This window comes from Luteimonas sp. KH_071 (assembly GCF_057838005.1).
Window position 1 is genome coordinate 1,104,007 of sequence record NZ_CM174458.1, and the last position, 13,128, is coordinate 1,117,134.

General features: G+C 67.4%; 10 protein-coding genes. 6 read left to right on the forward strand and 4 right to left on the reverse strand.

All coding sequences use genetic code 11. The features are described 5' to 3' along the window. Position 1: 1 nt before the first annotated feature. The 6 genes from AC3IRM_RS05120 (at position 2) to AC3IRM_RS05145 (ending at position 7,523) form a co-directional block, all read left to right on the forward strand. The gene (locus tag AC3IRM_RS05120; protein WP_489205158.1) at positions 2-1,537 is read left to right on the forward strand and encodes an NAD(P)H-hydrate dehydratase; all 1,536 of its coding nucleotides are present in this window, start codon (positions 2-4) and stop codon (positions 1,535-1,537) included. Next, positions 1,534-2,019 (forward strand): tRNA (adenosine(37)-N6)-threonylcarbamoyltransferase complex ATPase subunit type 1 TsaE, encoded by a 486-nt coding sequence (gene tsaE / locus AC3IRM_RS05125; RefSeq protein ID WP_489205159.1) that lies wholly within the window; start codon positions 1,534-1,536, stop codon positions 2,017-2,019. Before AC3IRM_RS05120 ends, tsaE begins: the two co-directional genes overlap by 4 nt. A gap of 75 nt (positions 2,020-2,094) precedes the next feature. Then, the gene (locus AC3IRM_RS05130; protein ID WP_489205160.1) at positions 2,095-3,549 is read left to right on the forward strand and encodes an N-acetylmuramoyl-L-alanine amidase; all 1,455 of its coding nucleotides are present in this window, start codon (positions 2,095-2,097) and stop codon (positions 3,547-3,549) included. 131 nt (positions 3,550-3,680) lie between these two features. Then, positions 3,681-5,459, forward strand: coding sequence for a DNA mismatch repair endonuclease MutL (gene mutL, locus AC3IRM_RS05135; protein ID WP_489205845.1), 1,779 nt, complete (start codon positions 3,681-3,683; stop codon positions 5,457-5,459). 1 nt (position 5,460) lies between these two features. Beyond that, a complete protein-coding gene (locus AC3IRM_RS05140; protein WP_489205161.1) occupies positions 5,461-6,408 on the forward strand; it encodes a DUF1684 domain-containing protein in 948 nt (315 codons plus the stop codon). Positions 6,409-6,437: 29 nt separating this feature from the next. Then, positions 6,438-7,523 carry a TraB/GumN family protein gene (locus tag AC3IRM_RS05145; protein ID WP_489205162.1) on the forward strand — a complete coding sequence of 362 codons (1,086 nt, stop codon included), beginning with the start codon at positions 6,438-6,440 and terminating at the stop codon, positions 7,521-7,523. Positions 7,524-7,536: 13 nt separating this feature from the next. Here AC3IRM_RS05145 and rnfB read toward each other — a convergent pair whose 3' ends face one another. From rnfB to AC3IRM_RS05165, 4 genes are all read right to left on the reverse strand, one after another. After that, positions 7,537-7,950, reverse strand: a complete 414-nt coding sequence (rnfB, locus tag AC3IRM_RS05150) for an Rnf electron transport complex subunit RnfB (RefSeq protein WP_489205163.1) — start codon at positions 7,948-7,950, stop codon at positions 7,537-7,539. A gap of 55 nt (positions 7,951-8,005) precedes the next feature. Beyond that, on the reverse strand, positions 8,006-10,078 hold the full coding sequence (metG, locus tag AC3IRM_RS05155) for a methionine--tRNA ligase (protein ID WP_489205164.1): 2,073 nt from the start codon (positions 10,076-10,078) through the stop codon (positions 8,006-8,008). Between the two features lie 334 nt (positions 10,079-10,412). After that, positions 10,413-10,844 carry a DUF2147 domain-containing protein gene (locus AC3IRM_RS05160; protein WP_489205165.1) on the reverse strand — a complete coding sequence of 144 codons (432 nt, stop codon included), beginning with the start codon at positions 10,842-10,844 and terminating at the stop codon, positions 10,413-10,415. A gap of 160 nt (positions 10,845-11,004) precedes the next feature. Continuing rightward, the gene (locus AC3IRM_RS05165) at positions 11,005-13,041 is read right to left on the reverse strand and encodes an alpha/beta hydrolase family protein (RefSeq protein WP_489205166.1); all 2,037 of its coding nucleotides are present in this window, start codon (positions 13,039-13,041) and stop codon (positions 11,005-11,007) included. Positions 13,042-13,128: the final 87 nt, after the last annotated feature.

Sequence of the window (13,128 nt, forward strand, 5' to 3'; positions counted from 1 at the left end):
GATGAGTGCTTCCTGTGCCACACCTGCGCCCGGCGCTTCGCTGCCGGGCTCCCCGCTGTACGACGCGGCCGCGTTGCGCGCGATCGAGGTCGCGGCGCTCGCACATGCTGACGATGCCACCACGCTGATGCGGCGGGCGGGACATGCCGCTTGGCGCACGCTTCTGTCGGCCTGGCCGGAGGCGCGGCGCATCGTCGTGGTCTGCGGGCCGGGGAACAACGGCGGCGACGGCTATGTGCTCGCGACGCAGGCGCTGGCCTCTGGGCGCGATGCGCGCGTGGTCCGCCTCGCATCGCACACGCCGCGCACAGACACTTCGCGGGCGATGTGTGCGGCGTTCGAGGCCGCGGGCGGTCGGATCCTTGCGTTCGAAGGCGCGTTGCCGGTCGCCGATATCGTCGTCGATGCGGTGTTCGGCATCGGCCTGTCGCGTGCGCCGGATGACGCGACTGCCGCAGTGATCGAAGCGATCAACGCCGCAGGCGTACCGGTGCTCGCGCTCGACACCCCCAGCGGTCTGTCGGGTGATCGCGGTAGCGCGGATGGCGCCGCCGTGCGCGCGACACGCACCTTGCAGTTCCTCGCCCCGCAGCTCGGTCTGCAGACCGGCGACGGCCCGGATCATGCCGGTGCGCTGTCGCTGGACAGGCTCGGCGTCGATGCGCACTGCTTCGAAGCAGTGCAGGCCCAGGCGCGCCGGATCGACGCGCAGGCTCTCGCGCACTGGCTGCGGCCGCGTCCGCGCAATGCGCACAAGGGCAGCCATGGTCGTGTGCTGTGCATCGGTGGTGATCACGGCACCGGCGGCGCGGTGCTGCTCGCGGCTGGGGCCGCGTTGCGCGCCGGCGCCGGACTGGTGGAAGTCGCGACCCAGGGCGCGCATGTCGCGCCGTTGCTCGCGCGCGTGCCCGAGGCGATGGTTCGCCGTACTGACAACGTGTCCGCACTCGCCGGCGCCCTCGACGCGGCCGATGTCATCGCGCTCGGTCCCGGCCTGGGGCAGGGCAGCTGGGGGCACGCGCTGTTCGACGAGACGCTCAATGCGGCCAGCGCAACCCGTACGCCGCTGGTGCTCGATGCGGACGCGCTCAATCTGCTCGCCGCCCGTCCGCGCGCGTTGCCCGAAGGCGCGGTGTTGACCCCGCATCCGGGCGAAGCCGCGCGTCTGCTCGAGACCGACACCGCCACGGTCCAGCACGATCGTCCGGCCGCGGTGCGCGCACTCGCCGCGCGCTGGCAGGCGGTCGTCGTGCTCAAGGGCGCCGGCACGCTGGTCTGCGCGCCTGGCGGACTGCCCTGGCTCATCGCTGCCGGCAATCCGGGCATGGCGACCGGCGGCATGGGTGATGTGCTCACCGGCGTGATCGCGGCGCTGCGCGCGCAGGGACTGGACGCCGAACATGCGGCCGCCTGTGGTGCCTTACTGCACGCGGTGGCGGGCGACCGGGCCGCGCGCACGGCGGGCGAGCGCGGGCTGCTGCCGGCCGATCTGATCGACGTGCTGCGCGCCTGCGCGAATCCGGAGCCTCACCCATGATCCGCCGACATCTGCCTGACGAAGCCGCGACACAACGCCTCGCCAAAGACCTTGCCGTGCATCAGCCCAAGGGCGCCGTCGTGCACCTGCAGGGCGATCTCGGCGCCGGAAAGTCCACGCTGGCCCGCGCCTGGCTGCGCGCGCTCGGGGTGACCGGTACCGTACGCAGCCCGACCTACACCCTTGTCGAGCGTTATCCCATCGAGGGCGGCGAGGCCCTGCATCTCGATCTTTACCGCATCGGCGACGCCGGCGAGCTGGATTTCCTCGGACTGGACGATATCGATGCCGCGCTGTGGCTGGTGGAGTGGCCCGAGCGCGGCGCAGCCGCACTGCCGCGGGCGGATCTGGAAATCCGACTGGCGATCGAAGGTGCGGGGCGCGCGGTCGATCTGGTCCCGGAGGGGCCGGCCGGACATGCATGGCTGGCCGCTCTGCTCAACGATGCACGTTTGTCGCCCCTACCTGAACCCAAACCATAGGAAAGATCTGCAGGCTACGGATTTGAAAGGAAAAACGGCTTGCAATGTTCCAGAGGCGGTGATTGACTAGCCGGCATGCGCATCCGGGGGATCAATCTGTCTCAGCTCGCGTTGGCGGTCGCCTTGATCGCCGCGCTGTGCTGGAACATCGCCTACGGCGCCGAGCTGCGCGGGATCGATGTGCGCTCCGGTGCCACCGGTACCCGCGCCGAGCTCAAGCTCGATGCCCGCGCCGAGTACTCGGTGATCTCTCTCGCCAACCCCGACCGCTTGGTCGTCGATCTGCCCGGCACCCGGCTGCGGACGACGGCGATGCCGGCCGGCGCCGGTACGATCCGCTCCGTGCGCAGTGGCCAGCCGGTCGCCGGCACCACGCGCATCGTGTTCGACCTGGCGTCCTCGGTGAAGGCCATGCCGCCGCGTATCGAAGACAGCCCGGACGGACCAAATCTCGTCATCGAATGGCCGGGCGACGGCGCTGCCGATCCGATCGCGCGCATCGCCGCTGCGACCGCGTCGATGCCGGCCGCCGGCGCAACGCCGACAGCAACGCCTGTGGCCGATCCGGCGGCGGCGTCGAACGATGCGACCTCGCGTCTGATTTCGAGCATGGGCCCGCAGCAGGGCCCTGCACCTTCTGCGCCTGCGCCGGGGACTGCCACCGCGCAGGCACCTGCCACGCAGCTGCCCCCCGCGCCCATTCCGACGCCGCCGCCTGCTGTGCAGCGCGACATCGCGCCGGCGGCGCAGGTGCCGATGCCCGCTGCGATCGGTCCGGGCATGCGTCCGCTGGTGATCGCGATCGATCCCGGCCACGGTGGTCGCGATCCCGGGGCCATCGGGCCTGCCGGCACGCACGAGAAGAACGTGGTGCTGGCGATCTCGCGCGAACTCGCGCGGCAGATCAATGCGACGCCCGGCATGCGCGCGCATCTGGTGCGCGAGAACGACACCTACATCGAACTGCCGCAACGCGCGTTGCGTGCACGCCGGGCCAAGGCCGACATGTTCGTGTCGATCCACGCCGATGCCGCGCACAACCGCGCTGCCTACGGCTCATCGGTCTACACCCTGTCCACGCGCGGCGCCTCGTCGCAACAGGCGCGCTGGCTGGCGGATCGCGAGAACAGCGCCGATCTCGTCGGCGGCGTATCGCTGTCGCAGGACACGCTGTCGAACGTGCTGCTGGAAATGGCGCAGAGCGGCCATATGCGCGCCTCGCAGGACGCCGCCACACACGTGCTTTCGGGCCTGCGCAGCGTGGGCAAGACGCACAAGGCCAATGTCGAGTACGCGAACTTCTCGGTGCTGCGCAACGCGGACATGCCGGCGATGCTGGTCGAGACCGGCTTCATCTCCAATGCCGAGGAAGAGCAGCGCCTGCTCGATCCCGCGCACCAGCGCCGTCTTGCCAGCGCCGTGCTCAATGGCATCAACACCTATTTCATCGCCCAGCCGCCGCCGGGCACGCTCTACGCCGCGCGTGCGGCGGCGGCCGATGCAGGTGCTGCGGCCGGCGGCAGTCCCTGAGACCCCGGGCGCGACGCCCGAGCCGGTATCATCCACGTTGATTCCTGCCGCGACGCGTCTGCGTCGCCGATGCCCACGTGCCGATCCGCCAGCTGCCCGACATCCTCGTCAACCAGATCGCCGCCGGCGAAGTGGTCGAACGCCCTGCGTCCGTAGTCAAGGAACTGGTCGAGAACGCGCTCGATGCCGGCGCGCTGCGCGTCGATATCGATCTGGAGGAAGGCGGCGTCCGCCTGATCCGTATCCGCGACGACGGTGGTGGCATTCCGCCGGACGAGCTGCCGTTGGCCGTGCAGCGCCATGCGACCAGCAAGATCGGGTCGCTCGACGATCTGGAAGCCGTCGCCACGCTCGGCTTCCGCGGCGAGGCGCTGCCTTCGATCGCCTCGGTGAGTCGTTTTTCGCTGATCTCGCGCCGAGAGCACGAGACGCATGGCTCGGCGCTGGAGGTCGAGGGCGGGCGCGTCGGTGAGGTGACACCTCGGTCGCATCCGCGCGGGACGACAGTCGAAGTGCGCGATCTGTTCTACAACGTGCCCGCGCGCCGCAAGTTCCTGCGCGCCGAGCGCACGGAACTCGGCCACATCGAGGAATGGCTGCGCGCGCTGGCGCTGGTGCGGCCCGACGTCGAACTGCGCATCAGCCACAACGGCAAGCCTTCGCGCCGCTACAAGGGCGACGAGGATCTGTTCTCGGGCGCGCGCCTGGTCGAAACCGTGGGCCGCGAATTCGCCGACAACGCGCTGCGCATCGACCACAGTGCCGCGGGCCTGCGCCTGCACGGCTGGATCGCCAAGCCCGCATACTCGCGCGCGAGTGCAGACCAGCAGTATCTGTACGTCAACGGCCGCGCGGTGCGTGACCGCAGCGTGGCGCATGCGGTGAAGCAGGCATTCGCCGATGTGATGTACCACGGCCGCCAGCCGGCCTACGTGCTGTTTCTCGAGCTCGATCCGACGCGTGTCGACGTCAACGTGCACCCTGCCAAGCACGAGGTGCGCTTCCGCGATGCGCGCCTGATCCACGATTTCGTCTACCGCACATTGCACGAGGCACTGGCCGATACGCGCGCAGGGCAGACGAACCACGTGCCGGCAGATGCAGCGATGCAGGCATTCGCCGCCGTGCCCGCGTCCGGCGCCGCGACGATGCCCGACTGGTCGCGGCCGATGCCGCAACCGAATCTCGCGTTGCGCGTCGACGAAACGCGCGCGGCCTACGCCGGACTTTACGGTCCTACACCTGCGCAAATCGCATCGGGTGCTGACACTTGGGCACCGTCGCCGATGGCACCCGACGCCGCCGTCGACGATGCCGGCACGCTGGTGCCGCCGCTCGGTTATGCGGTCGCGCAACTGCACGGCATCTACATCCTCAGCCAGGCGGCCGACGGCATGATCGTCATCGACATGCACGCCGCGCACGAACGCATCGGCTACGAGAAGCTCAAGACCGCGCACGATGGAGAGGGTGTGCGCACGCAACCGCTGCTCGTGCCGCAGACCGTCGCGGTGTCGGAGCGCGAAGCCGATGTCGCCGAATCCGAATCCGCGACGCTCGCCGAACTCGGTTTCGAAGTGTCGCGCGCAGGTATCCAGTCGCTGTTGCTGCGCGGCGTGCCGGCCCTGCTCGCGCAGAGCGACACCGAAGCCCTGCTGCGCGACGTGCTGGCCGATCTACGCGAGCATGGCGAGAGCCTGCGCGTACGCTCGGCCCGCGACGAACTGCTGTCGACGATGGCCTGCCACGGCGCGGTGCGCGCCAATCGTCGACTGACGGTCCCCGAGATGAACGCCCTGCTGCGGCAGATGGAAGCCACCGAACGCTCCGGGCAGTGCAATCATGGCCGTCCGACGTGGGCGCATTTTCCGCTCGCCGAGATCGACCGCTGGTTCCTGCGAGGACGCTGACATGCTGCGATGGCGCCACTGCTGCACGATCGGACTCGTGGCGTTGCTCGCCGCCTGCGGTGAAACGGCCGAGACCGAAGATCCGTCCGCGCGCGCGGACGCCGCGCGACTCGACGTGATGTTCTCGGCGCAGACCCGCGTCTGGCAGGACACGCGCCGCGCTGAACTGGTCGCACCCGATGGGTGGCTGAGCCTGATCGGCCTGCATCGCATCGAACTGAAATCGCATTTCATCGGCAGCGGACAGACGGCCGGCATCCGACTGTCGATGGGGCCGGACAAGCTCGGCCTGCTGCAATCCGACAACGGCGCGTATGCGTTCACGCCCGAGCGCGGTGTCGCGGTGACGCTCGATGGCGCGCCGGTGCGCGGCCGCGTTTCGCTGCAGACCGACGCAGATGCAGCGCCGAGCGTGCTCGGCTTCGACGACGGCAAGGGCGCGCTGACGATCATCGAACGTGGCGGCTCGGCGTTCGTGCGCGCGCGTCATGAAGCGGCGCCCACGCGCAGGCGCTTCACCGGCCTGGAATACTGGTCGACCGCACGCGGCTGGCAGGTCGATGCGGAATTCGTACCGGCGGCGCCTGGTGCGACGCTGCCCATCGCCAACATTCTGGGGATGGTCGAGGACACCCCGACGCCGGGCTCGGTCGCATTCGAACGCGACGGCACGCGCTACACCCTGCAGGCGCTCAACGGTGGTGACGGCAGCTTGTTCCTGATCTTCGCCGACCGGACCAGCGGCCATGGCAGCTACAGCGCCGGCCGCTATCTCGATGCGCCCGCGCCCGGTGCCGACGGGCGGCTGCAGATCGACTTCAACCGTGCCTACAACCCGCCGTGCGCCTTCACTGCGTTCGCGACCTGTCCGCTGCCGCCCGACGGCAACCGCCTCGACCTCGCGATTCCCGCGGGCGAGAAGACCTATATCCCGGCCACCACGGTATGACCCCAGATTCCGAACAGGACCGCCTCCGCATGCGCCGACCCGCGCCGTTCCGTTTGCTCCGTTCGTGTGCACTGCTCATCTGCCTGTTCGCCGGTGGCGCGAGCCAGGCCGAGCTGCCGTTGCTGGAAGCGCCAGCGACGCTGCTCTCGCCGGTGGTGGTGCCTGCCGATGGCCTGCAGGAAACCCCCGCAATCGGCTACGGCGCGCTGGCTCCTGCGCCGGTGCCGCTGCTGTGGCGGGTGAGCGGCGAGCACGGGGCGCTGTATCTGCTCGGTTCCTTCCATTTCCTCACGCCGGCCGACTACCCGCTGTCCGAAGACGTTGCACGGGTGATCTCCGGCGCCGGCGAAGTGGTGTTCGAGCTCGCGCCGGAGGAGCTGCATTCGCCCACGCTGGGCCTGCAGATGATGCAGGCCGGCCTGCGCAGCGACGGCAGCAAGCTCGACGACGAGATTCCCGCGCAGACGGCGACGCAACTGCGCGCATGGGCGGATGCGAACGCGGCATCGCTGCAGGGCGCAGGCGGCGGCTCGAGCCTGCAGCTGTTCGAACCCTGGTTCGTCTCGTTGCTGGTGACGACGACCGAGCTTGGTCGCTTTGGCCTGGAAGCGAAGCTGGGCATGGACGCGCAACTCGCGCGTCAGGCGCAAGCCGCAGGTACGCCGACCGCAGGCCTGGAGTCCGCGCAGCAACAGATCGAATTGCTCGACGGCATGGGCCGTATCGAACAGACGCAGATGCTGCAGGAGGCGCTGGAGCAGGCGGGTGCGGGGCCCGAATCGATCCAGGCGCTGCATGAGACCTGGCGCGCGGGCAACGCGGATGCGCTGTGGCAGGAGATGGGTCTCGACATGCAGGCGCGTTTCCCTGCGCTGTATACGCGCATCAACACCGAGCGCAACGACGCCTGGCTGCCCAAGCTCGAACAGATGCTGCAACAGCCGGGCGACATCCTCGTCGTCGTCGGCGCGCTGCATCTCGTCGGCCCCGACGGCGTGGTCGAGAAGCTCGCGGCGAAAGGTTACGCGGTGGAGCGCGTGTGTTCGGCCTGCGCGCCGCCCGACACGACGCTGCCCGCAACGCCTGCTCAGGTGCAGCCCGAAACGGGTAGCTGACGCAGACGGCCGCCTAGGCGGCCGCAACCAGCTCGATGCAGTCCACCGGACACGCCGGCACGCACAGCGCGCAGCCGGTGCAGGCGTCGACGAGCACCGTGTGCATCAGCTTCGAGCCGCCGACGATGGCGTCGACCGGGCAGGCCTGGATGCACTTGGTGCAGCCGATGCAGTCGGCCTCGATGATCAGCGCGACCGGCGGCCGCGCGTGGTGCACGCCGCGTTCGCGGTCGAACGGCAACGCGGCGGTATCGAGGGCGCGGGCGAGCGCGCGTGCCCCCGCATCGCCGCCGGGGGGACACCGGTCGACGTCGGCCTCGCTGCGGGCCATTGCCTCGGCGTAGGGGCGGCAGCCGTCGAAACCGCACTGGCCGCATTGGGTCTGCGGCAGCAGGCGATCGAGACGTTCGACGAGGGACGGCGGCATGCGTGGCGTTCGGCTGGACGTGCGGTCTGTGTAGTCGCGGGTATGCCGCGCCGGCTCAGCGGACCGGCATGCCCGGCTGCGCGGCGGCGTCGGCATCCAGCAGTGCGAGCGCGCCGCCATCGAAGCCGGCCGACAGGATCATGCCTTCGCTGATGCCGAAGCGCATCTTGCGCGGCACCAGATTGGCGATGAACACCACGTTGCGACCCACCAGCGTGTCCGGCGCGCCGTAGCTCGCGCGGATGCCCGAGAAGATCTGGCGCGTGCCGAGATCGCCGGCGTCGAGTTCGAAGCGCAGCAGCTTGTCCGAACCCTCGACGAACTCGCAGGCGACGACCTTGCCGATGCGCAGGTCGAGCTTGGCGAAATCGTCGATCGAGATGTGCGCCGGCGCATCCGCGTCAGCGGCTTTCGTGGGCGCCGCAGCGAGTGCTTCGACCGGCTTCTTCGCGGCGGCGGGTGCAGCCGGTGCGGCGGCGAGGGTGTCCTTGGAGGCGTCTGTCATGGCGTCGATCTGCTTGGGGTCGATTCGGGTGAAGAGCGGGGCATAGGGTCGGATGACGTGGCCGAGCAGCGGCGCGTCGAGCGCGGACCACGTGTCGGCCGGCGCGGCGAAGAACGCATCGACCTCGTGCGAGACGCGCGGCAGCACCGGCCGCAGCGCCGTGGCCAGCACGCGGAACAGGTTCAGGCCCTGCGTGCACACCGCCTGCAGTTCGGCGTCGCTGCCATCCTGCTTGGCGATCACCCACGGCTTGCGGTCGTCGATGTAGCGGTTGGCCTCGTCGGCCAGCGCCATCACCTGGCGCAGCACGCTGGCCGGCTCGTTGCGGTCATAGGACTCGCGGATCGGCGCCAGCGCTTCCACGAAGCGCGCGTAGGTGTCCGGTTCCGGCAGCGCCTCGGCCAGGCGGCCGTCGAAGCGCTTGCCGATGAAGCCGGCACATCGGCTGGCGAGATTGACCAGCTTGCCGACGACATCGCTGTTCACGCGCGCGATGAAGTCGCCGAGGTTGAGGTCGAGATCGTCGACACCGCCCGAGGATTTCGCGGCGAAGTAGTAGCGCAGTGCCTCGGGATCCAGACCCTGGTCGAGGTAGGTGCGCGCCATGACGAAGGTGCCGCGCGACTTCGACATCTTCGCGCCGTCGACGGTCAGGTAGCCGTTGACGTGCAGGCGCGTCGGCGCGCGCAGACCGGCGCCGTGCAGCATTGCCGGCCAGAACAGGCCGTGGAAGTTGACGATGTCCTTGCCGATGAAGTGGTGCAGCTCGGCACCGCCGTCCGGGGCGAGCCAGGCGTCGAAATCCAGGCCTTTGCGCGCACACAGCGCCTTGAAGCTGCTGAGATACCCGATCGGCGCGTCCAGCCAGACGTAGAAGAACTTGCCGGGATGGCCCGGAATCTCGAAACCGAAGTAGGGCGCATCGCGCGAGATGTCCCAGGCGCGCAGGCCGCCTTCGCCGTCGAGCCACTCCGCCAGCTTCGCCTTGACGCCCGATACCGCGACATCGCCGGCCAGCCACTCGCGCAGGAAAGCTTCGAAGTGACCGAGCTCGAAGAAGAAGTGCTCCGACTCGCGCACTTCCGGGGTTGCCCCGCTGACGACCGAGACCGGATCGATCAGGTCGCTCGGCGAATAGGTGGCACCGCAGTGTTCGCAGTTGTCGCCGTACTGGTCCGGCGTGCCGCATTTGGGGCAGATGCCCTTGACGTAGCGGTCCGGCAGGAACATGCCGCGCACCGGGTCGAACAGCTGCGCGACATCGCGACGTGCGATATGGCCGCCGGCATCCAGACGCCCGTAGATCGTCTCCACCATGCTGCGGTTGCCCGCCGAATGGGTCGAGTCATAGTGATCGAAGTCCACGCCGAACGCTGCAAAATCGCGCTCGTGTCCGGCCTGGATGTCGGCGATGAAGGCCTCGGGCGTCGTGCCGGCCTTCTCCGCAGCGAGCATGATCGGCGTGCCGTGCGTGTCATCCGCGCAGACGAAGCGCGCCGTGTCGCCATCCATGCGCCGCGCCCGTACCCAGATGTCGGCCTGGATGTAGCCGACCAGATGGCCGAGGTGCAGCGGCCCGTTGGCATAGGGCAGAGCAGTGGTGACGAGCAGCGTGCGCGGCATGGGGCGGGGCTTGGACGAGCGGGCGGAGCGGGATTATCGCATGGGGTCGGGGTGGGCCCTCGTGGGCGCCGTTGCCGACTGAGGTCGTCGACGGTCGGCTCGGCCGATGCAAGCGACAAACGTGATCGGGCTTCCTGGGATCAAGTGCTGCAGGATCCGGGATCGATGCGACCCGCGCGCGGGCACCACGCGTACAGCGGCGACAGCGCGTGTGGAATCGATGTTTGCCGGAGGGCTTCACTCCCTCCTCTGGAGCGAGGGCTGACCTCTGCCATCGAGAAAAAGAAAGGCCCGGCGGTTGCCGGGCCTTTGGCTCACGCATGCGAAGCCGCTGTCACTCGCGCTGCCAGACCTGCTCACGGCAGATGAAGGCGACGCAACCCGATACGCCGATGCGGTTGGCATCGAGCATCTTGGCCTTGGACTTGTAGGTCTTGCCGTTGGCCGGATCGAGAATCGTGCCGCCCGACCATTCGCTGCCGTTGGGCTTCAGATCCCAGAGAATCGTCATGCCGGTGATCGGCTGGTTCTGGCGGCTGCCCGTGCACTTGTCGCAGACCGGATTCGGCCCCCGGTCGGACTGCAGCACCTGCGCCACGCGTCCGCTGAGCGTGCCGTTCGCCGCCTGGGTGATTTCGACGATCGACTTCACCCGACCGGTCTCGTCATCGATGGTCTTCCAGCGGCCGACAGGCGACTGCGCCGCAGCCGAAACAGATGCGACTAAGAGAGCGGCAGCAAAGCAGGCGAAAAGGATGTTGCGCATGGTCCCCTCCCAGGGATGTGTTGGACGCCGCGACGCGGCCGATTTGATGCTTGCTTATATCAGCATCTGTCTGCTTCTGGATGAGTGTTCGCCTTCTGCTGCGGACAGCGACCGTAGCCACGAAGCCGGACGGGCTGCAGACGCCTTCACGTCGCCATCCTTAGAGTCCGCCGCCGCCGCAGTCCTTGGATAGGTAATCGTCGATCAGGCCAAGCTGCTCGGCGTTAATGGCGCGTGTCCATGCCGGCCCATGACCATAGTCGGCAAGCTGGTGATACACCACCGGCTTGCCTGCTGCCTTCGCTTTGTTCACGAACCAGGTCGACTGTTCCAAAGGCACCGTCTGATCGCGTTCGCCGTGATAAACCATCAACGGGATCTGCATCTCGGCGGCCATGTCCAACGGGCTCAGACCTTCCACGGTGGGCGCCTGGGCCTGGCGGAAGAACGGATTGGTGAAGAAGCGTGCCCAGATGCGCTTGATGTCGGAGACGCCAGCACCTGCAATGGCGCACTTGTAGAGACCATTGGGTCGCACCGATGCTGCGAACGCGGAATAGCCGCCATACGAGAAGCCGAACATTGCAATGTGACCGGGCTTGGCAATGCCCTGTTCCATCAGCCACTTCGCGCCATCATCCTTGTCGTCCTGCATTTTCTGGCCCCACTCGGCATCGCCCGCCATCCACAGCTTGCGCCCCCAACCTTCGGAGCCTCGGAACTGTGGCCGAAGCACCACATTGCACCGCGATGCCATCAACGGGACCCACATGGATCCATCGAAATCCATCGTGTCACGAGCCCACGGTCCGCCATGCGGGTGGATAACCGTCGGCAACGGCCCTTCACCACAAAGCTCGGTATTCGGGCGAGTGAGAAATGCGGGGATATCCAGGCCGTCACGGGCCTTGTAGTAGACGAGTTCTGTTCTGCCCAGTGAGCGCGGGTCGATCCCGGGGAACGACTTCGCCAGCAGCGAGAGCTGGCCGTCGCGGAACAGGTAGTACTCCGGTGGGAGGGCCGCACCATCTACCGAAAACACGACAGTGGACAAGTCCGGTGTGAACCCGGAAATGGTGATGTTCTTCTGCACCGGATACTCGATGGTCGCCGATTGGCCGTTTGCAGGGTCCACGAGCCTCAACTGTTCGGTCGTGATGCCCAGCGCATTGCGCAATCCGGCGTCGAGCGCCTGCATGTTCGGGTCTGTCCACTCGACGTCGTCACCGCGAGGCCCTTCGTAGCCGAGGCCCAGGATCTGCCCGAAATTCCCGCCGGCATCTTTGTATCGATTGATCAGCACCCTGTTCGCATTGAAGAAACGGTGGCGGAACAGAACTTCTTTGCGTTGACGGGCAGCGATGTCGTACTCGTAGATGACTTCTTTGTCCTGCCCTTCGTTGCTGAGCACGAATGCCACGTTCGCATCGTTGCTGAAACCAATGATCTGGGTCTGATCCCGGTTTTTGACGTAAGAGCGGAAATGCTCGTCCCAACGTCCTGTTCCATTCCGGAATTCGGCAGAGATGAAAGCGCCCGTACCATCGATGCCCTGTTTCAGGCGCGCACGGAGTTCGCCTTCAAGGTCGGTGACATAGCCGGCAACCTGCTCTTCCGACATCTGGATGCGCTCGGATCTGTAATTACGCAGATCCACGCGGTAGACGTCGCCGGCATTGCTGCCCACATTGTTGACCACCAGGATGTGATGTGGATCGTTCGGTAGCGTGTCGAGTACAGTCGCGCTGCTCATCGCCTGTACCAGCTCCATCGCGCGCGTGTTGGCGCGTGGTTGCGGTAAGGGTTCCTTCCAGTTCCGGCCTTCCAGGTCCGTGATCATCAATTTGGAAAGGAATGTCTTGGTGACCTCGCCGATGCGCAGATCGATCGGCTGCGACAGAGAGACAGCAAGGCGATCGTTCTTGATGAACTGGACTCCGCCGATCTTCATGCTCGACGAGCCGATCAGGGTCGGAGCCTTGTCGAGTTCGTCCGTCTTCCAGACAGCGATCGTACGATCTTCGCCACTGCCTCGAAGCGCGGCGATGTGCCGGCCATCCGGCGACAGCGTAAAGCCTGCGTACTCCGGATAGGCAGCCAACTGCTCGATTGTCGGCCGGACAGGTGCCGCTGCCTGGACATAGCCTGCGCCAAGTGAGGAGAAGAGAGCCAATACGAGGAAGCATTTCTTTTTCATGGGAACGGTCCGTTTCCTAGACGTGTGTCGTGGGGCACTCGTATCTGTCGAAAAAAAACCGCCGCCCGGTAAGGGCGGCGGTTTCCG

Coding starts and splice junctions, on each gene's coding strand:
- tsaE (WP_489205159.1), top strand. CDS start 1,534: ATGATCCGCCGACATCTGCCTGACGAAGCCGCGACACAACGCCTCGCC.
- AC3IRM_RS05130 (WP_489205160.1), top strand. CDS start 2,095: ATGCGCATCCGGGGGATCAATCTGTCTCAGCTCGCGTTGGCGGTCGCC.
- AC3IRM_RS05140 (WP_489205161.1), top strand. CDS start 5,461: ATGCTGCGATGGCGCCACTGCTGCACGATCGGACTCGTGGCGTTGCTC.
- AC3IRM_RS05165 (WP_489205166.1), bottom strand. CDS start 13,041: ATGAAAAAGAAATGCTTCCTCGTATTGGCTCTCTTCTCCTCACTTGGC.
- rnfB (WP_489205163.1), bottom strand. CDS start 7,950: ATGCCGCCGTCCCTCGTCGAACGTCTCGATCGCCTGCTGCCGCAGACC.
- AC3IRM_RS05120 (WP_489205158.1), top strand. CDS start 2: ATGAGTGCTTCCTGTGCCACACCTGCGCCCGGCGCTTCGCTGCCGGGC.
- AC3IRM_RS05160 (WP_489205165.1), bottom strand. CDS start 10,844: ATGCGCAACATCCTTTTCGCCTGCTTTGCTGCCGCTCTCTTAGTCGCA.
- metG (WP_489205164.1), bottom strand. CDS start 10,078: ATGCCGCGCACGCTGCTCGTCACCACTGCTCTGCCCTATGCCAACGGG.
- AC3IRM_RS05145 (WP_489205162.1), top strand. CDS start 6,438: ATGCGCCGACCCGCGCCGTTCCGTTTGCTCCGTTCGTGTGCACTGCTC.